The organism is Euzebyella marina (assembly GCF_014855515.1).
Taxonomy (GTDB): Bacteria; Bacteroidota; Bacteroidia; order Flavobacteriales; family Flavobacteriaceae; genus Euzebyella; species Euzebyella marina.
The window spans coordinates 1,702,890-1,722,372 of the sequence record NZ_JACYFK010000001.1; the positions used below are offsets into that span (position 1 = coordinate 1,702,890).

The window sequence follows — 19,483 nt, forward strand, 5'->3', positions numbered from 1 at the left end:
TGTAAATTTTTTGACTATGAGGTGGTTAGGCCTTTTTTTGTTGTGTTTTTTTCAATTTTCATGTTCAAGCCAGCAAACCGAAAAAATTAACGGGGTCAGTTTTGTGGCCTCAAGGGAGGCGGTAGCTCAAGAGCATGTTCAAGAGCTTTTAAATATTCATGCCAACCATGCGGCCATTATGCCTTTTGGTTTTATTCGGACTGTCGATGAGCCCGAAATAGTATTCGATAGTGATAGACAATGGCATGGCGAAACTAGAAAAGGGGCCAAGCAGTATATTGAAATGTTGCATAAAAACGGAGTAAAAGTGATGGTAAAGCCCCAAATATGGATTTGGAGGGGTGTTTTTACCGGGTCTTTTGAATTAAAAACCGAAGAAGACTGGGCGATTTTTGAGAATTCGTACGAAAGATTCATTCTCAACTATGCCGAAATGGCTGCTGAAACCAATACCGACATATTTTGTATTGGCACCGAACTTGAAAAGTTTGTAACCAATAGACCTGATTTTTGGAATGCCCTTATTCCTAAAGTAAGAAAGATTTACAAAGGAAAACTTACCTATGCCGCTAATTGGGACGAGTATAAAAGAACTCCTTTTTGGTCTCAGTTAGATTTTATAGGTATCGATGCCTACTTTCCGTTGTGCGAACATGAAACCCCCACGGTTGAGCAATGTAGGGTCGGTTGGCAGAAACATAAACCGTCTATTGAGCAACTAGCGGAAACCGTTGATAGACCTGTACTTTTTACAGAGTTCGGTTATAGGAGCGCCCACCAGACAGCATGGAAACCTTGGCTTGTAGATATGCATGATAATCCCGCCAATATGCAGGGTCAAGTGAACGCGACCAAGGCTATTTTTGAAGAATTCTGGTCAGAAGATTGGTTCGCAGGCGGATATGTTTGGAAATGGTTCATCAACCATAAAGAATCCGGAGGGGAGAACGACAATAGGTTTACTCCTCAAAATAAACCTGCTCAAAACGTAATAAAGGAGTTTTATCGGAAATCATAAGCCCTTTCTAAATAGACTTGCCGAGCCAATAACTGTTGTATTCTTCTTCGAAGGCTAAGGTTTTTAGGTCCTCCATTCGATCGATGAAAAGAACGCCATTCAAATGGTCGAGTTCGTGTTGGGCTACTATAGCTGGAAAATTCTCCAATTCTAATTCAAAATTTTCACCATCCTCATTCAATGCCTTCAACCGAATTTTTTGGTGTCTTTTTAATTGCCCTCGAATGCCCGGTATGCTAAGGCAACCTTCCCAACTATCTATTTTCTGATCGGATACAACTTCTATTTCTGGATTGATTGCAATTACAATAGGAAAGTTCACTCTATTGGGGTAGCGAGGGTTGTCTTCAATTTCGATTACAAAAACCCTTTTCAATACATCTACTTGTGGTGCCGCAATACCCACTCCGTTTTTATCTCGCATGGTCGATACCAGGTTTTTCAAGAAAGTCTGAAATTCCGGTCGTTGAATTTCTTCTATTTCGACCGTTTCGCAAACATTTCGAAGGTTTGGGTTGCCCATTCGAATAACTTCTAAGCTTGCCATGGCTATTTATTTTAGACTTTTAATTTCTTCGGTTTCAATTTTTGATAGTTTTTCGAGATTACCTGCTTCATACATTTTAGGCAAGTTTTCAAGTGGAGTGCCTATGGGGGCCTTATAATTGACATAGTCTTGAAATCTGATGCCATCAACTGTTCTTACGTTATAGGCACTTCTAAACCTGACCCCGCCATCATTGGTGTTGTACTTGTAGGCAAGATAATCCATAGTGTTTTTATTGGCATGTATCCAATAAAGAAAAACGTCTTCGTAGTCAACGCCTCCGCCTTCTTGCTCAAAACTAACTTTAATAAGGTCGTAGGGCTCATTTTTAATGTGAGTAGCACCAACATATTCTTTGTTTACCGCAGCATCTTTTAGTTTATGCGGAAGGGTGGCGAAGTAAACCACCGAATTCAAGGCCTCGGTATACTTATTAACATCCTTTGAAGAGAGACTGGTTACTTGTCCGTCAATTATTCTAGTGAGGCGACCGTTCTTTAATGAATCTAAAAACTTTTGCCCATCTTTAACTTCTTCTGCCGTATAGATAAAACCGCCCTCGTTGTTCTTAAAAGTGAATTTCTTCTTTCTGAAAACAAAGCTATAATAGGCGGTATCATAAAGCTTTCCGCCGTGGGTAGAAATGGCACGTTCAATAATTTTTTGGGCCTTCGATGTTTCAGCGGTAGTATTATCAGGTGCCTTTATTTTTTTCTCCGAATTGCAAGAAAAAATCAATAGTGCCAGAACAATGGCCGAAAAGGTGTTTTTTAAGTTCATATGGTTGTTTTAGAACGGGCCCAACTCAATAGGGGCCATCTATAGGTCGATTTTATGGTCTTTTTCATACAGTTTGACCTTGTATTTTTACGTCAAAGATTCTAAAATTTTATTGTTGATGAAATGGTTAACTAAATTTTAGCACGAGTTGATGATATATTCATTCGTTCTTTAATTTTGTGCAGAGTGAACACGTTAGGCATTATTTTTGATTTTTTGGGGTGTGAAGTGCTGAAAATGAATCGATTTTTTCTCCCATATTTTAGAGTGGTTTTTTCTGTTTTGGTTACTTTTTTCGTAGCTGAGGTGGCCTTTGCCCAAGATTCGGTAAAAACCGTTGTAGCCAAAAGAGGCGATGGTATACTTTCTTTGTTGAGAAAAGAAGGGATCAACCCCTATGACCATTATGATGATTTTATTGCAATGAATCTTGATAACCTTCGAGATAGCATTCATTTGTATGAGGGTAGAAGGTATTTGATACCATCGGTCGAGCTCGATTCGGTAGAGGTTGTTGAGTCTATTGAGAAGAAGTCAAAAGAGGTAGTAAAAATAGAAGGTGAAGATTTCGCCATTTTCGGAAAGAAACATGCAACAGTTCTGAAAAACAGCGATAGGCTGAAAGGCAACGTCTATTATTTGGTTTCGGGTCATGGTGGTCCTGACCCGGGGGCAATGGCCAATTACGGGGGTAAAATGATTGCGGAAGACGAGTATGCATACGATATTACTTTACGGTTGGCCAAAGAGTTGATTTCGCATGGTGCACTGGTCTATATCATTATACGCGATGAGAATGACGGTATTCGTGATGAAAGGGTACTAGAAATTGATCATGACGAGGTGGCTTACCCTAACAAAACTATTCCCTTGAATCAGGTAGCTCGTCTTAAACAGCGGGTCGAGATTGTAAACGATTTATACAGTAAACATCGTGGAAAATACCAGCGATTGATAGTTACACATGTTGATAGTAGAAGTCGTGGTCAGAATATTGATGTTTTTTTCTATCACCATGAAAAGAGCAAAAATGGTAGAAAGTTGGCGGAGAGCATACATACTACCTTTCAAAAGAAGTATCAAAAATTTCAGCCTAATCGAGTTTATTCCGGCACTTTTGAAGACCGTTCATCACTGTATTTGGTTAAAAAGACGCATCCGGCGATGACCTTTATCGAGATAGGAAACATCAGGAACAAAAAAGACCAACGCCGCATTTTAGATCCTGATAATCGCCAAGCTTTGGCCAAATGGATATCGGAAGGTGTTCTACTCGATTATGAAAAGTAATTTTTACGCCAGCACTTTCCTTCTGTAATAATCGTAAAGCTGTTCCGGGTCGGCACCCAAGGCATTTTTTAGGTGGATGACTCCGAAATGGTACTGTAAGCGAAACATTCCAATAGCATCATAACGCCTTGCTGAAGTGGTTACGTAGTCAGGTATTATCGAGAAATTATTTGTTTTATAAATTCTGCCGATCAACTCACTGTCTTCATAAATGACGTAGTTCTCATTGAAGCCATCTAACTTTTCGAACAGTTCTTTGGTGATGTACAGAGATTGGTCTCCACCACGGCAAATCAAGAAATTGAACCTTGTACACCAAGAGAAAAAGGCCAAAAAAAGGCTGCGATTGTTAAACCTAAGTCGAAAACATCCTGCTTTATTTCCCTTTTCGTACAAGCTGACAAGGCATTCGATAAAATTCTCTGGTGGAAGGGTGTCTGCATGAAGAAAATACAGTACGTTCCCGCTTGCTTTTCGAGCTCCGAAATTCATTTGTGCAGCTCTTCCCTTCGCGGATTGACATAGAGTGACATCGAAAGCGGAAGCAACGGCAACGGTTAAATCGGTACTTCCCCCATCAACTACAAGAATCTCATGAAGATGTGATGAAATGTTGAAGTTGGTCAGATAGCCAAGGAGTTCAGCAATATGTTCCTGTTCATTATAAACAGGAATGACAATACTTATTTTGGCTTCCTCCATAAAATCAAAATACTAGCAGCAACCACCACCATTATAGTGCCATGTACTCTCGCTAATATGAATTTCGTCATTGGAACGAGCAAGTGCCGCTGCTGTCTTATCGCAGATCGCAAGAGGTTGATTTTGCATCAAGACATGGCCCTTTTGATCATCGAAATAGGGCTCGTTACCATAATAGATAGCAGTTTTTCCTGTAAAAATACACGGCCCGTCTTCTGGCATGGGGTCTTTAATTGCTGCAATTTCAATTGATTCGATATAGATCAGCTCATCAGTAGGGTAGTGGTTGGGCGAAAGAACGCGGTATGATTTTCTTGCGCGAACCTCAATTGTGCCGAAACCTGAATCGGTAAGCGTTTTGATGTATTCTTGAAGGGGTATGCTACCGCTAAGACACAGGGCTCGAAGCCTATCGTCATTTCGTAGTTCATCGTTCATTGGTTGTTCGCAGATGGGATCACTCATCACTAATCGGCCATTCGGTTTTAATACGCGATACATTTCTGCAACCGCCTTTTTTAAGTCTTCGGTCTTGAAAATGTTGAAGAGACAATTTTGGGCGGCAACATCAATACTTGCATCTGCGACGGGCAGGTTCAAGGCATCACCTTTTATGAGATTGACAAACTTGCTGCTGAACCAATCGTTTTCTTCTTCGGCAATCTTGAAATTTTTTCGAGAGGCTTCCAACATCTCGTCGACTACGTCAATACCGGTTACACCACCTTCTTGTCTTGAGAAGTATGAGAACTGAAGCAGTTCCATACCACCGCCGACGCCTACGTACAAAACCTTAGGATCATTGATAAGGTCTTGGGCAGAAACGGTACTTCCGCAGCCGTAGTTCATCTCTTGCATAATTTTAGGGATGGAAAGACCTGGAAACTGCCAAACAGGATTTGTTGTGCAGCAAAGGCCCACATCTGGCGTAAGGGCCGCTTCTTTGTAGAGGTCATTGGTCGCTTCTAAATAACTCATAGCTTTTTTATTAATTCTTTGAACAATTTAACCATTTTAGGCTCAGCTTTACCGGCTACCTCGATAATCTCTTGAACGTTTACAGGTTCAAGATTTTCAGGGTCGCATTCATCGGTCAATACCGAAACGGCTACTATTGGTAGTTTTAGGTGGTTGGCGACGATAACTTCAGGTACGGTGCTCATGCCGACAGCATCTGCACCGATTATCTTTAGCATTCTATATTCTGCCTTGGTCTCTAATTGTGGGCCGACCACCGAGGCATATACACCTTTTCTTAAAACAATATTTTCCTTCTCGGCAATGGCCGAAAGTTCTTTTCGCATATCGAGATCATAAGGTTCGGCCATATCGGTAAACCTTTCGCCGTATTGACTTACACCCTTAAATGCCAAAGGTGAGCCACCTTGAAGATTGATGTGGTCTTCGATAAGCATTAGGTCTCCTTTTTTAAAATCAAGATTGATAGCTCCGGCGGCATTTGAAATGAATAACTTTTTTATTCCTAGTTTATGCATGACCCTGATAGGGTAGGTAATATCTACAAAATCGTATCCTTCATATAGGTGAAACCTGCCTTGCATGACCACTACTTTTTTTCCTTCAAGGGTGCCATATATTAATTTTCCGGAATGAAATTCAACAGTCGCAAGAGGGAAAAACGGAATATGGTTATAATGAGCTTCAATAGCTTCTTCAATTTGATTGGCCAGTTTGCCCAAACCAGTACCTAGTACAATGCCTATTTCAGGATTTTCAAACCCTTTGGCTTCTAGGTAGGCGGTAGATTCTTCTAACTGTTTTGGTGTCATTTCCTGCTATTTTTTAGATAAGGTTGAAAGACGGCTAGGTCTTTTATGTCTTCGTAAAGGTCAATATCATTACGTTCTTGCAAAAGAACATAATTGGTTTTTTCTAAATCGGATAAGGTGTTTTTCAGTACTGAGGAGGTTCCCCATTGCTTTTCTTTGAACAAGTTCGCTTCAAAACTAGTCATTCCCAATAGATAGTAACCGCCATCTTCAGCGGGGCCGACTACAAACTCATGTTTTTCTAGCAGGTTGAAGGCGTTCTTCAAGTCTTTTTGGGTGAGGTCGTACATGTCGCTGCCGATTATGACGATACGCTCAAAACCGTTTTTAAAACCCTCGGTAAAAGCTTGGGCCATTCGTTCGCCCAAGTCATGACCTGACTGCAATTTTTTTTCATAGTTCGAATTGTTCCAAACATCGTTTTCCCAAATGGTTTCTGAGTACCAAACCTCTTTTACTATCTCTAGGTTATGCGTGATACTCGCTGTGTGGCGCAATAAAAACTTGTAAATGTCAAGTGCGGCTTCATCTCCTATGGTAGCCGCCAATCTGGTCTTGCATTTTCCTAATTCTGGGTTGCGAGTAAATATGAGCAATAGGTTCTTTGAATTCAAATCAATGGCTATTTTTTAAATTGTAGTTGGCATTTTGCTTGGTGGGCGAAAAGGCTAGTTCCTTACAAGGTCTTCTACCGAATACACCTTTTGGCCCTTTAGCAATAGTTTGCCCCAATGTTTGTTGAAAGCGTGTGTTTGATCGGTAGGCTGGCCATCTGAATTATAAACTGTATTGCCTTGATTGACCCATTCAAAGATGCCCCCGTAAAGATTTTTAACGTTGGGGTAACCTGCAGCTATCAACTCTTCTGCAATATCTTCAGAACGCACACCAATCGAGCAGTATACGATGAGCTCTTTCTGTTTATCAGGTAGTTTGTTGGTTATTGATTGAAGGTTGAAATTTTTATATCCTATCCATAGGGCATTGGGCAAATGGCTCACATTGAATTCATGCCATTCCCTTGCATCTAAGAAAATGGCCTCCTTTTCAGTTTTTACCTCCGAAACTGTGATATAGGGTACACTTTCTTTGTTCCATTTCTTTAAGGCTTTATCAATACGGGTCTGGGCAAAAATGAACGAACCGAACATCAAAAAGCTAAAAATGAGTAGACGCTGTTTCATGGGTTTTTTTAATCTATGTAAAGATAGTACTTTAGAAAGGCATAATATTATTCGTCTAACATGTGGGCCAAAACGCTAAACTTACTTTTATTCATCATTGTTCTCGGTGTATCTTCTTGTAAGGAAGAAAGACAAAGGACTTCTGAAAACACTTCAATAAAGAACGTCAATTACATGGAGCCTTATCGGCCTCAATTTCATTTTTCCCCGGATAGTATGTGGATGAACGACCCTAATGGTATGGTCTATCACCAAGGTAAGTATCACCTTTTTTATCAATTTTACCCCGATAGTACCGTTTGGGGGCCGATGCATTGGGGGCATGCCGTGAGTGAAGATTTGCTTCATTGGAAACATAAACCCATTGCTTTATACCCTGATGAGTTAGGTTATATTTTTTCGGGAAGCGCTGTTCTTGATGAAAAGAACAGTTCTGGTTTCGGTACCGAATCAAATCCTCCACTTGTGGCTATTTATACCTATCACGACCCGGAAGGGGAGAAATCTGGCAAAAACAACTTTCAGACCCAAGGCCTGGCTTTTAGTTTGGATAATGGCGAAAGTTGGACTAAGTACCAAGACAATCCTATCATAGCCAATACTGAAGACATACGAGATTTTCGAGATCCAAAAGTTATGTGGCACGAAGAGAGCAGTAGTTGGGTAATGACTTTGGTGGCCGGTGACCATGCCCAGTTTTATAGGTCATTAGACCTGAAAAATTGGGAGTTGTCAGGAGAGTTTGGCAAGCATGTTGGCGCCCATGGCGGAGTTTGGGAGTGTCCTGATCTTTTCAAAATAAAGGTGCAGGGTTCGGATGAAGAAAAATGGGTTCTGCTGATTAGTATCAACCCGGGAGCCCCTAATGGCGGAAGCGGCACTCAATATTTTGTGGGTGATTTTGATGGTAAAACGTTCGTTACCGATCAAATAGAGCATAAGTGGGTCGATTGGGGCACGGATAATTACGCAGGTGTCACCTATAGCAATGCCCCGGAAGAAAAGCGAATATTTTTAGGTTGGATGAGCAACTGGGCCTACGCCCAATCAACACCTACCGATAGATGGCGTAGTGCAATGACAGTACCTAGAGAACTTTCACTTCACAAGGATAAGGATAATGAAGGGTTTGAATTATATGGTTATCCTATCAATCAATTTGATGACATAGTTTCAAAAAAAAGCTCGAAAAGTATCGAGATTGAGCCCGGTGCCAAAGAGGTTGATGATTATGATAACCTCAATCAATCGGAAGTTCGTTTTGAAACCAATTCAAATGAATTTACGATGGAGTTGGGAAACAGTTTGGGAGAAAGTTTGATTTTGGAATTTAAAAAAGATACGCTTCGATTGAACCGATCCAATTCTGGAAAAACAGATTTTGAAAAAGCTTTTGGTGAAATCGTACAAAAGATGCCTATGCCTCATCTCGATTCTATCTTTGAGGTAAGAATGATTTTAGATTGGTCTTCGATAGAGATTTTTATCGATAAAGGTAAATATGTAATGACCTCACAAATCTTTCCCAATGAAAATTATGGTCAGTTGTCATTCGAAAATAAATCCAATCAAATAATGAGTGTTCAAAATTTGGAGGTGAGTGAAGTAAAGCGAACCTGGCCTACTAATTAGTTTGGTTTCGGTTTTCGGTCATCTCTTGAGCAAGTGCTTTCAGGTCGATACCCATGTTTTCTTTATTGACTTTGAGAATTTCGGCTGCTAATTCTTTCGGTAAGTTAGAAAAACCGGTTTTGGCACCTAATATCATTCCTGCCACAGCGGCTACTGTATCATTGTCCCTTCCGTAGTTGACAATGAACTGCATGGTTTTTGCAAAATCGCCACCTCCAAACTGAAGTCCAGTAACGAGTATTTGCCAAATTTCGCCTGAATGAAATGGAATAGCTTTTTGGTTTTTTTCAAGGTATTGGTAAAGTGCTTCTTGAATGAGCCACTCCTTTTTTCCTTCCTGAAATCCGATGGGAGGATTTAAAGATTTTGCATCCATAGTGGTGAGCGAATCATTTGCAAATGTTTCTCTAATGCTGAGAACACTTTTCACCGAGGCATCTGCCACTGAGTAGGCTATTCGCCCTACCAGTCTGCTGTCTTGGTATCCCTCAGGGTCTACAAAAGTAGCCGTATTGATAATCGAATCGATACTCTGGGTTCTCATTGCGACATTGGTCATTGCAGATACCAATGCAGAAATATCTTTAGCATACCCAATATCGAACAAGGAGTGGTCGTAAGCCAGCTCGTATGCTTCTTCGGGTGTATGGGTGGTCAACCCGAACATGGGTGTGTACAATTGGCCGGCACATGACATTTCACCACCATAAAATCGATGGAGTGCTTTTTGGTATTCCTTACTTCCTTTTTTGTATGCCGTGGCCACCCTTGCCCATTCTTTGATCCAATCTATTTTTTCGATTTGTTCATCTAAAAAATCTGTATTAAGGCCCTCGTTATTGTTGGAGAGAGATTTGGTCAAAGAGCTATAATATTCAATAATAAAGTCAATGAAATTTTCGGGTGTCAAATTTTCTTTTCCTTTGGAAATATACTTGACCATGGCCAGCTTCCACCTAGTGTCGTCAGTTGTAGCTCCTGAGTTAAGATTGTTTTCCCAAGTTCCCTCGGGAGATTGAGGTCTTACCGCAGGTGTAAGTGCGGTGATATACCCGTACTTCAATCGAATGTCATCTCTGTGCCACATTTCGGTAGAGGCCCCCATGGCATCGCCAATGGCCGACCCGACCAATGCGCCAAGAACTTTGTCGTAGTATTGATCATCATTTAGTGTGGTAGAGGAAACCTCGTATGATTGTTTTTTCGGGGAGGGAATGGAGAATGTTGAAACTTTTTTTTCTTTACATGATAGCGCACTGATTACTAATAAAAGCAAGAATAATTTTCGAATCATGTGGCCAAGATTAGTTTGCGGGCCTTCTTTAAGAGCTTCGTCTTTTCCTTAAGAGTCCTTTCCATGGGTAATTGGGCTAGACCGATTATACGACGGGCTATTTCGATCCCTGCTACTTGCGACATCAGTTTTACGTCCGCCTTACCTTGGTAACTGGCATGGATTCTGTTCAAATAACTTTTCTTGCCGGTAGCCATTATAATGTGGGCCGCCATAACGCCCAGGTCAAACTCAGGAAAGCCCACAAAACCGAACTCAGGATCGATAATATAGAGGTTCTCTCCTTCGGTCATCCAACTACCAGGGTAATAATCACCATGTATTAATGTATCTCCACTAGAAAGATATTTTTCTCCTACCTCCTCCACAACAGCCCTAATGGTCTTGCTGGTCTTGAAAGGAATCGATAAGTCGTTCAGGCCTTCTTGAATGCTATCCAGGTCTAGTTCGTTTTTCTCTGAAAAGGGAACGACAAAAATGTGTTTGTGATTTAGAAAACGCATTTGAAGGTTTTCAGGAAAGCTGCCTTCGGCTTCGGTCCGGTGCATGAGCCCTAAAATAAAAACCAACCTGTCTAAATGGGAAGCCGCAATATCTTGTTTCTGGTAGATAGACGTCATGTCTTCGCATTGCCCAAGATCTTCAAGAATGAGCAGATGCTCTTCTCGGTCGAAACCCAAAATTTTTGGTATGTGGGCGCTCACAGCGTTTTCGCGAACGGCTTGATAGAAGTTCTTTTCAACAACTATGCGGTCAATGGGTGCTGAAATCTGTTGGTATTTTTGAACGAAAGGTCTTGATTGCTTGAGAATAAATGACTTTTCGTTGGTAATGACGCGCAATACCACGTTCATGTTTCCTTCGCCAGGCTCTTCGATAGACTCGATTTTTTCTCCGGAATTGAGCCAAGAATTGGAAGATAGAAATTTCTCAAGCTCTGGTATAGGGGTTGAAATATCTATTGCTTTCAAAACAAGAGTTTTACGCAATATACTCCCAAAAACAAAAAAATCCTTACGAAAAGTAAGGATTTTTTGTGGTACCTCCAGGAATCGAACCAGGGACACACGGATTTTCAGTCCGTTGCTCTACCAACTGAGCTAAGGTACCAGTGGTTGCCTTTGCAAAGGCGGGTGCAAATATAATTTCAATTTTGCGATATGCAAACAAAATGTGCAAAAAAAGGTAATCTGTTTGATCTGTTTTTTTGACCTTTGTACTATGAACCTAATTATCGATGCCGGCAACACCTCAGTGAAACTCGCTGTGTTTGATAGAAATAACCTTATTTTTTATCAGAATACAGATGCTGAAAGCATGCCAAGATTGGTCAAGGAGATTTGTGATCACTACCCTAAAATTTCACATAGCATTGTTTCTTCCGTTGGTCATTTAGATAAAAAGGTGATTGCCGTAATGGCCGTTTTTTGCACTGTTCATGAATTGACACCATCTTCTAAAACTCCGTATAAAAACTCTTATGCTACCGCCCAGACCTTGGGCGTTGATAGAATGGCTTTGGCAACCGCTGCTTTTTACCATAACCCAAAGGCCAATACGTTAGTGGTCGATGCAGGTACATGCGTGACCTATGAAATGGTCAATGATTACGGCGAATATTTGGGAGGCGCTATTTCTCCCGGTCTTAACATGCGCTACAAATCTTTAAACACCCAAACGGCAAAATTACCCTTGCTGAAACCTAAAATGCCTTTTGATTTTATTGGTAACTCAACCGAGAATAGTATTCATAGCGGTGTGGTTAACGGATTGTGTCATGAAATAGATGGGGTAATCAATCAGTATAAATCAAGGTTCGTAGATTTAACAGTTATTTTAACAGGAGGCGATGCGCCATTTTTGTCAAAACGGTTAAAAAATACCATATTTGCGGATTCCAAATTTCTCCTAAAAGGGTTGAACTATCTGTTGGAATACAACAAGCATTAAATGATCAAAAAAATATATGTTGTTTTAATGTGCCTTGTTGCAGTAGGCGCATACGGACAAGACGGAACGGTTTCGCCGTATTCTTATTTCGGGTTGGGTGAACTAAGTTCAGCGGCAACCGCCGAAAATCAAATGATGGGAGGTATAGCCATGTATGCCGATAGTATTCATGTAAACCTTCAGAACCCTGCCGCTTACAGCAAGCTAGGGGTTAGATTTGGCGAAGATTTTGGTATTACCACTTATACGGCCGGAATTTCACACAAGCAAGTGCGATTGAAAAGTTTTGCTGAAGAGCAAAGCAGTGCGGTTACCAATCTTGAATATCTGTCATTAGGTTTTAGTTTAAAGGAAGGCTTAGGAATTGGATTCGGCGTCATGCCCTATTCTTCGGTCGGCTACAATTTTGTAGCTCAAACTGGTGCCGAGGGTTCTCGAATCATTAATGAATATTCGGGAGAAGGAGGCTTGAACCGTCTGTATCTGTCCGTCGGTTATGAGGTATTTAAAGATTTTAGTGTGGGAGTGTCGGCCAATTATAATTTTGGTACGGTCGAGAGTTTGCGAATTCAAAGTGTTGAAAACGTTCAATACGGCGTGAAGGATGAGCGAACTTCTAAAATTGATGGTATAGATTTAAATTACGCTATTAATTACACGCCTTCAATTGATGATAAACACACTCTTTTTACATCTTTACGCATAAATACACAGGCTAATCTTTCCGCTAGAAACACAAAAAGAATTGGTTCTTTTTCATTATTGACCCAGGCAGATGTAGAGGCAGTTGACGTAAATCTTGATGCGCAAGGTTTAAAGGAGACGGGGGTTAAAATACCCACCACTGCTACGGTGGGTCTTGGTTATGGTCAGAACATGAAATGGTTCTTAGGCCTTGAATACAGCTATCAGCAGCTAAGCGATTATTCAAATGTTTTTCTCGAAATAGACAACTTGGTCTATGGTGACGCAAGTACTTTGGCTTTGGGAGGTTTCTATATTCCTAATAGTAGTTCTTTTGAAAGCTACTTGAGTAGGGTAACTTATCGTGCCGGGGTGCGGCTTGATAAGACTGGAATGCTCATCAATGATAAAGAGGTTAATGACTTTGGCATAACTTTTGGATTAGGACTTCCGCTTAAGGGCTATTCCAACCTTAATCTTGGCTTTGAGGTAGGTCGTAGAGGTACCACATCGGCCGATTTAATAGAAGAAAGCTATTTTAAGGTTAATGTTGGTTTATCGCTAAATGATATCTGGTTCCGTAAGCGTAAAATTAATTAAAGGCGTAACCTTTGATTTTTTGATAAAAAATTGCCCAAAAATTTTAGAATGTTTAAAATCAGGTGTCAAATCGACACGATTAGGGTTAAATTCTAAGTTTCAAAGGGTTCGCTTGGTAAAAAATTAGTACATTAACCCCCTCAAAATCGGAAACCAAAAACGCAAGACGTCAATACAAAACGAACCGAGATTTATGACGAAAGGTGTTTGACTTTTTGAAAAACAAATAAAATTGAACAAATGAAAACTAAAATTTACCTCTCTGCAATCATGCTTTTCGGCTTCATTGTTTCAAGCAATGCCCAAGCCCAAAACCCAGAATGTATGACCAATCTTTCCATTTATGCGGAACATGCTAAAGTTAAAAACTATGAGGCTGCATATACACCTTGGAAAATGGTTTATGATAATTGTCCTGATATCAATAAGGCCAATTTCTCTTTGGGTGAAAAGATTTTGCAAGACAAAATCGAGAAGTCTTCAGGCGCAGAGAAAGATGGTTTTATAAAAGACTTAATGGGTCTTTATGATAACAGTGCAAAGTATTTTCCAAAAAGATATACGCCATCTGTTGTGGCTATAGACAAAGCACTTTTGATGTATGAAAACAAAATGGGCTCCGATGAGGAGATTTATTCCATGTTGGATGCTGCTTTCAAACAAGATCCAAAGAACTTTAAAAATCCAAGAGCACTTTACCTTTATTTTTCTAGCTTGGTAGACCTTCATAAAGGTGGTAGTAAAGACCTTCAAGAAGTATTTGATGTTTACGACAACGTAACCGATAAAATTGAAGAAGAAAACCAGAAGTTGACCGGCGTGGTTACTCAACTGTTGCCAAAAGATTCTACAGGTACTATCACTTCTAAAGAAAAGAGACAATTGAAGGTGGCTACCATCAACTCTGAATCTTACGGTAAAATTGCCGGTAGTGTAGATTCTAAATTGGGTGCTTTGGCTGATTGTGAAAACTTGATTCCTTTATATGAAAAGAGTTTTGAAGAGAAGAAGGGGGATGTAACTTGGGTAAAAAGAGCAGTAGGTAGAATGTTCAACAAAGAATGTACCGATGACCCTCTTTTCCAAAAGTTGTTCGAGGCGCAGTTAGCGCTTGAGCCTTCAGCAAGTGCTTACGTATATGGTGGTACTTTAAAAATGAAAAATGGTGACTCAAATGGGGCATTGGCCGATTTTGATAAGGCTATGAGTATGGAGACCGATGCTATCAAAAAATCGGATATTGCTTATAAGGTTGCTGTTATTAACAAGAGAAAAGGAAGCAAATCAACTGCAAGAAAGTATGCTCAACAAGCTATCAATTCTAATAAAGCGAATGGTAAGGCTTATTTGTTGATTGCTAACCTTTATGCTACAAGTGCTAATGATTGTGGTAGCACTCCTTTTGAAAAACGTGCTATTTACTGGAAAGCTGCTGATATGGCCCGTCAAGCAGGTCGTGTAGACCCTGCCTTAGGTTCTCAGGCCAACCAGGCTGCTGCGAGCTATTCGGCAAAAGCACCTTCTAAAACTGACATCTTTAACTCAGGTATGGCCGGCAAGACAGTTACTTTCAGCTGTTGGGTTGGTGGTAGTGTAAAGGTGCCTAGTCTATAAGATGACACAAAGTTCACGATATAATTTTTATGGTATTGCCATGGTTTTGACCATGGCAATACTTTTTTTGTCTTGTAAAGACAATTATAAAAGGTCTGGTGCTGAAAAGCTACCTTTGGTCTATCCAATGTTCATAGCTGAGAATTTTGATATGACCTATACCATGACCCGTGAACAATTGAATTCTGAAGATAGTGCCTCTTCTAGGGTCATTGCAGTTTTAAATAGCCCTTTAAACCATAATTTCGAAAATTTAACGTTTCCGTACCAGAAGTTTCCAGAAGGGCTTGTTATTGATTTTTTTAACGAGAACGGAGACAAGAGTATTATAAAGGCCGATTTCGGAATTATTTATGCCGCTACAAATGTTATAGATTTGCAGGGCAATGTGGTTATTGAAAGTCATGATGGTAAAAAGCTTGAGACAAGCCAACTCTATTGGGATCAAGACCACGATTGGATTTTTACGCAAGAAAAATTTAAGTTTACAAATCCTGAAGACGGCACCGTGATGGACGGGGAAGGAATGGATTTTAATAAAGATATTAGTGTTCTTAACGCCCATAGAACATTTGGTCTTATGACAATTAAGTAACAGGCAAATGATTAAAATTTTACGGTATACAGAGTATTTATATTTAGCGGTCTGCTTTTTTTCGCTCTATCGTATTTTTACCGATTGGAATACCGACCGACAAAGTGCTTATTTGTTCATCTTCTTTGCTGTTGTTTCTATCGGTATGTTTTTGTTCAGAAGAAACTACCGAAAGAAATTTGAACAGCGAAATAGTGATAACCAGCGGTAATTTTGGAAACTGCGATTACAATTATCATCATTTCACTTCTATTCTCTGCATTCTTTTCCGGAATGGAGATAGCCTTCATTTCGGCTAATAAAATCCATATTGAAATAGAGAAGAAGCAAGAAGGTGTTTTGGCCAAAGTGTTGACACGCCTTACCAAAAAGCCTTCGAAATTCATAGCAACGATGCTTATTGGTAACAATATTGCGTTGGTTATTTATGGGTTTTTTATGGGTGACCTGCTCATGCGCTGGTTTGAGGGCATGTTACCGGTCGATAATGAATTCTTAAAGGTGGTATTGGTCGATTTTAGTCTTTTGACCCAAACAATAATATCAACCTTGATAATCTTGTTTACGGCTGAGTTTCTGCCAAAAGTGCTGTTTCAAATTTATTCCAATACGCTTCTAAAGGTGTTGGCAGTTCCGGCCTATTTGTTTTACGTAGTCTTTTCCTTTATATCAGATTTTGTCATTTGGGTTTCCGATTTGATTCTTAAGACGTTTTTCAAAACGGATGGTGATGAAGTGCAACTTTCATTTACCAAGCTAGAATTGGGCGACTACATCAATGAGCAAATGGAAACGGTCAATGAAGAAGACGAGGTAGATTCTGAAATACAGATTTTTCAAAATGCCTTGGAGTTTGCCGAGGTAAAAGCAAGGGAGGTAATGGTTCCTCGTACCGAAATAACGGCTGTTGAACTTCATGAGACCCCAAAAAATTTGACCAAGCTTTTCACCGAAACGGGTTATTCTAAAATTTTGGTCTATAAAGACACGATTGATAATATCATTGGGTATGTGCATTCTTATGAGCTTTTTAAAAAGCCAAAGACTATCAAGAGTATTCTGCTACCTGTAGAATATGTGCCAGAGACTATGCTAATTCAAGACATACTTAACGTACTAACTAAAAAGAGAAAGAGTATAGCGGTGGTGTTAGATGAATATGGGGGTACTTCAGGTTTGATGACCGTTGAAGATATTGTTGAAGAGCTCTTTGGCGAGATAGAAGATGAGCATGATACCACTGACCTGATTGAAGAACAATTGGAAGATGGTAGTTTTAAATTCTCTGCTAGGCTTGAGGTTGATTACATCAACGAAACTTACAAATTAGAGTTGCCTAAAAGCGATGAGTACGAAACAGTCGGGGGGTTGATAGTCAATGAAAAAGGTGAAATACCCGAGAAAGATTCTGAAATTCAAATAGAGAATTTTTTGTTTAAAATCATTGAAGTGTCAAACACTAAAATTGACCTATTGACAGTAAAGTTGATTGAAAAAGATTGATTGTAGTTGCCATATTATTCTTCTCAATTTCTAACAGTGGCTAACACGAAATCATGAACCTGATGCCGTGGGCTTTAAAGTCTTTAATATTTCAAAAGAAAATACTAATTTCGCACACTGATTTAAAAACTCCTTAAATGGCAATTTTAGAGAATATAAGAAAACGTACGACCGTTTTAATTCTTATCATAGGTTTGGCGTTGTTCGCTTTTGTGATTTCCGGTGTATTTACCAATAACGGCCTAGGTGGCGGAAAGGTAGGTTCAAGCATTGCGGAAGTAAACGGTGAAGATATTTCGATTGACGAGTTTCGTCAAAAAGTAGATATCGCTTCCCGAAGATCGGGGCCTAACGTTTCAACAATGCAAACGGTAAATCAGGTTTATGATCAAGAGGTACGAAATGCCATTTTAGGTCAGCAGCTTGAAGATTTAGGTATTGATATCGAGCAGGATCAAATCCTTAATTACATAGGCTCAATGCCGGGCTACTCCCAAAGTCCTCAGTTTTTAAATGAGAATGGAGTTTTTGATCAGAATAAATTCCGTGAGTTCATTGCAGATCTTAAGATTAACAATCCTGCCCAGTATGAGCTTTGGTTGCAAGATGAGAAATCAATTATCGAGAGCGCTAAGCAACAAGCTTATTTTAATCTGATTAAGGCTGGTGTAGGTGCAACTTTGAAAGAAGGTGAGCTTGACTACAAATTGGCGAACAATAAGATGGATATCAAGTATGTTCGTATACCTTTTACCTCAATAGCCGATAGTACGGTAGCGGTTTCAAAAAGCGAGATACAATCATATATTAACGAGCACAAAGAAGAGTTCAAGCAAGAACCTGCACGTGACATTCAATTCGTTTACTTTGAAGAGAAGCCATCTGCTGAAGATGAGAAAGAGGTTGAAGATGCTGTCACCAAATTGTTAGATGACACTATTGAATATAATGCACAGACAGACCGTAACGATACTTTAAAAGGTTTTCGGTCAACTGATGATATGGCCGCTTACTTGGACCGTAACTCAGATATTAAGTTCGATACCATCTATAAGGCAAAAAATCAATTGTCTGCTAGAGTTTCCGATACGCTGTCTACACTTCAAGTAGGTGAGGTTTATGGTCCTTATCGTGATGGAGATTTCTTTAAGATTTCTAAAATGATGGGAAGAAAGGCTAACGGTTCGGTTAAGGCCAGCCATATTTTAATTGCTTATGAAGGTGCCGAAAGAGCTAACCCTGATGTGACCCGCACTAAAGAGGAAGCTGAGCAGGAAGCAAAGCGATTACTTCGTGAGGTTAAAAAATCGGATGTAAAATTCGTTGAATTGGCTCGTGACAATTCTGATGGCCCCTCGGCGCCTAACGGTGGCGACTTGGGTTATTTTGTTGAAGGAACTATGGTTCCATCTTTCAATGACTTCGCATTTCAAAATAACGTAGGCAGCATTGGAATGGTTGAGACTGATTTTGGCTTCCACGTTATTAAAATCGATGATAAGCGTGATTTATTTCAAGTAGCCACTTTGGCCCGTGAAATAGAACCATCTGAAGAAACGGTTAATACCTTATTCACCGATGCAACCAAATTTGAGATGTCGACCATTTCCGGAGAAAAGGCTTTTACAGATTTGGCTAAAGAATCACAATACGCGGTTCGTCCGGTTAATAAAATCAATGCGGTTGACGAAAACTTGCCAGGGCTATCGTCTCAGCGCAGTATCGTTCAATGGGCCTTTAACCAAGAAACGAACGTTGGTGATATCAGAAGATTTGATTTGCCGGAAGGTTACGCGGTTGTTCAATTGACCAAGAAATACGAAAAGGGCTTGATGTCGGTAGAAGATGCCTCACCTACTGTTTTGCCAATTTTGAGAAAAGAGCGTAAAACAGCTCAGATTATTTCAGCAAATAAAGGCAAGTCGCTAGATGATTTGGCCAAGGATAATAATGTAAGTGTTTCTACGGCTACGGCCTTGAACGTGAAATCTCCAACAATTCCTGGGGCCGGGGCCGAACCCGCGGTGGTCGGTACGGCTTATACGATGTCTGAAGGAGAAACTTCAGGTTTGATTGAAGGCAATACGGGCGTTTTCATGTTGACGGTTACCAAGAAGACCGAAGGACCTCAATTGGATAACTATAGTACTTATGCCAACTCATTAAAGACAATAAGAGAGGGTAGAGTTAATAGTGACGTTTATGATGCTCTAAAGGAGGACTCAGAAGTTGAGGACAACCGTTCTATTTTCTATTAGACTATTATTGATATAAAGAATTAAAAAGGCCCGCTAGAGGGC

General features: G+C 40.1%; 19 protein-coding genes and 1 tRNA gene. 10 read left to right on the forward strand and 10 right to left on the reverse strand.

Annotated features, from left to right (window positions below; genetic code table 11):
* Positions 1–16: 16 nt before the first annotated feature.
* A complete protein-coding gene (locus tag IL356_RS06880) occupies positions 17–1,018 on the forward strand; it encodes a glycoside hydrolase family 113 (protein ID WP_121850175.1) in 1,002 nt (333 codons plus the stop codon).
* Between the two features lie 7 nt (positions 1,019–1,025).
* On the opposite strand, the gene def is transcribed toward IL356_RS06880, so the two are convergent.
* A complete protein-coding gene (gene def / locus IL356_RS06885; RefSeq protein WP_121850174.1) occupies positions 1,026–1,565 on the reverse strand; it encodes a peptide deformylase in 540 nt (179 codons plus the stop codon).
* A gap of 6 nt (positions 1,566–1,571) precedes the next feature.
* Positions 1,572–2,345: a DUF6503 family protein gene (locus IL356_RS06890; RefSeq protein WP_121850173.1), complete on the reverse strand. Its 774-nt coding sequence runs from the start codon at positions 2,343–2,345 to the stop codon at positions 1,572–1,574.
* Between the two features lie 237 nt (positions 2,346–2,582).
* Between IL356_RS06890 and IL356_RS06895 the strand changes: the two genes are divergently transcribed.
* Positions 2,583–3,635 carry an N-acetylmuramoyl-L-alanine amidase family protein gene (locus IL356_RS06895; protein ID WP_121850172.1) on the forward strand — a complete coding sequence of 351 codons (1,053 nt, stop codon included), beginning with the start codon at positions 2,583–2,585 and terminating at the stop codon, positions 3,633–3,635.
* 3 nt (positions 3,636–3,638) lie between these two features.
* Here IL356_RS06895 and IL356_RS06900 read toward each other — a convergent pair whose 3' ends face one another.
* Genes IL356_RS06900 through IL356_RS06920 form a run of 5 tightly spaced genes read right to left on the reverse strand, consistent with a single transcriptional unit; the run spans position 3,639 to position 7,311 of the window.
* Complete coding sequence (locus tag IL356_RS06900; RefSeq protein WP_121850171.1) at positions 3,639–4,337, reverse strand: TIGR04283 family arsenosugar biosynthesis glycosyltransferase; 699 nt, start codon at positions 4,335–4,337, stop codon at positions 3,639–3,641.
* A gap of 12 nt (positions 4,338–4,349) precedes the next feature.
* Positions 4,350–5,315 (reverse strand): arsenosugar biosynthesis arsenite methyltransferase ArsM, encoded by a 966-nt coding sequence (gene arsM / locus IL356_RS06905; protein WP_121850170.1) that lies wholly within the window; start codon positions 5,313–5,315, stop codon positions 4,350–4,352.
* Entirely contained in the window at positions 5,312–6,127 is an 816-nt protein-coding gene (locus tag IL356_RS06910; protein WP_121850169.1) for a purine-nucleoside phosphorylase, read from the reverse strand. Before IL356_RS06910 ends, arsM begins: the two co-directional genes overlap by 4 nt.
* Positions 6,124–6,741 carry a TIGR04282 family arsenosugar biosynthesis glycosyltransferase gene (locus IL356_RS06915; protein WP_225621409.1) on the reverse strand — a complete coding sequence of 206 codons (618 nt, stop codon included), beginning with the start codon at positions 6,739–6,741 and terminating at the stop codon, positions 6,124–6,126. The genes IL356_RS06910 and IL356_RS06915 overlap by 4 nt, the downstream gene beginning before the upstream one ends.
* A 54-nt stretch (positions 6,742–6,795) precedes the next feature.
* The gene (locus IL356_RS06920) at positions 6,796–7,311 is read right to left on the reverse strand and encodes a rhodanese-like domain-containing protein (RefSeq protein WP_121850167.1); all 516 of its coding nucleotides are present in this window, start codon (positions 7,309–7,311) and stop codon (positions 6,796–6,798) included.
* 60 nt (positions 7,312–7,371) lie between these two features.
* Between IL356_RS06920 and IL356_RS06925 the strand changes: the two genes are divergently transcribed.
* Positions 7,372–8,943 (forward strand): glycoside hydrolase family 32 protein, encoded by a 1,572-nt coding sequence (locus tag IL356_RS06925; protein ID WP_121850166.1) that lies wholly within the window; start codon positions 7,372–7,374, stop codon positions 8,941–8,943.
* On the opposite strand, the gene IL356_RS06930 is transcribed toward IL356_RS06925, so the two are convergent.
* The 3 genes from IL356_RS06930 to IL356_RS06940 all read right to left on the reverse strand — a co-directional run bounded on the left by IL356_RS06930 (position 8,936) and on the right by IL356_RS06940 (position 11,347).
* The gene (locus IL356_RS06930; protein ID WP_121850165.1) at positions 8,936–10,237 is read right to left on the reverse strand and encodes an ADP-ribosylglycohydrolase family protein; all 1,302 of its coding nucleotides are present in this window, start codon (positions 10,235–10,237) and stop codon (positions 8,936–8,938) included. The two genes, IL356_RS06925 and IL356_RS06930, sit on opposite strands and share 8 nt — an antisense overlap.
* On the reverse strand, positions 10,234–11,208 hold the full coding sequence (locus IL356_RS06935; protein WP_121850794.1) for a phosphotransferase: 975 nt from the start codon (positions 11,206–11,208) through the stop codon (positions 10,234–10,236). Before IL356_RS06935 ends, IL356_RS06930 begins: the two co-directional genes overlap by 4 nt.
* Positions 11,209–11,274: 66 nt before the next feature.
* Positions 11,275–11,347: transfer RNA gene (locus tag IL356_RS06940), tRNA-Phe, on the reverse strand.
* A gap of 111 nt (positions 11,348–11,458) precedes the next feature.
* Here IL356_RS06940 and IL356_RS06945 point away from each other — a divergent pair.
* From IL356_RS06945 to IL356_RS06975, 7 genes are all read left to right on the forward strand, one after another.
* Entirely contained in the window at positions 11,459–12,187 is a 729-nt protein-coding gene (locus IL356_RS06945; protein WP_121850164.1) for a type III pantothenate kinase, read from the forward strand.
* A complete protein-coding gene (locus tag IL356_RS06950) occupies positions 12,188–13,471 on the forward strand; it encodes a hypothetical protein (RefSeq protein ID WP_121850163.1) in 1,284 nt (427 codons plus the stop codon). It begins immediately after the preceding gene.
* Positions 13,472–13,711: 240 nt separating this feature from the next.
* A complete protein-coding gene (locus IL356_RS06955) occupies positions 13,712–15,085 on the forward strand; it encodes a tetratricopeptide repeat protein (protein WP_121850162.1) in 1,374 nt (457 codons plus the stop codon).
* 1 nt (position 15,086) lies between these two features.
* A complete protein-coding gene (lptC, locus tag IL356_RS06960) occupies positions 15,087–15,680 on the forward strand; it encodes an LPS export ABC transporter periplasmic protein LptC (RefSeq protein WP_121850161.1) in 594 nt (197 codons plus the stop codon).
* Positions 15,681–15,687: 7 nt separating this feature from the next.
* Entirely contained in the window at positions 15,688–15,891 is a 204-nt protein-coding gene (locus IL356_RS06965; protein ID WP_121850160.1) for a hypothetical protein, read from the forward strand.
* A gap of 2 nt (positions 15,892–15,893) precedes the next feature.
* The gene (locus tag IL356_RS06970) at positions 15,894–17,183 is read left to right on the forward strand and encodes a hemolysin family protein (protein WP_121850159.1); all 1,290 of its coding nucleotides are present in this window, start codon (positions 15,894–15,896) and stop codon (positions 17,181–17,183) included.
* 137 nt (positions 17,184–17,320) lie between these two features.
* A complete protein-coding gene (locus IL356_RS06975; RefSeq protein WP_121850158.1) occupies positions 17,321–19,441 on the forward strand; it encodes a peptidylprolyl isomerase in 2,121 nt (706 codons plus the stop codon).
* Positions 19,442–19,483 lie beyond the last annotated feature (42 nt).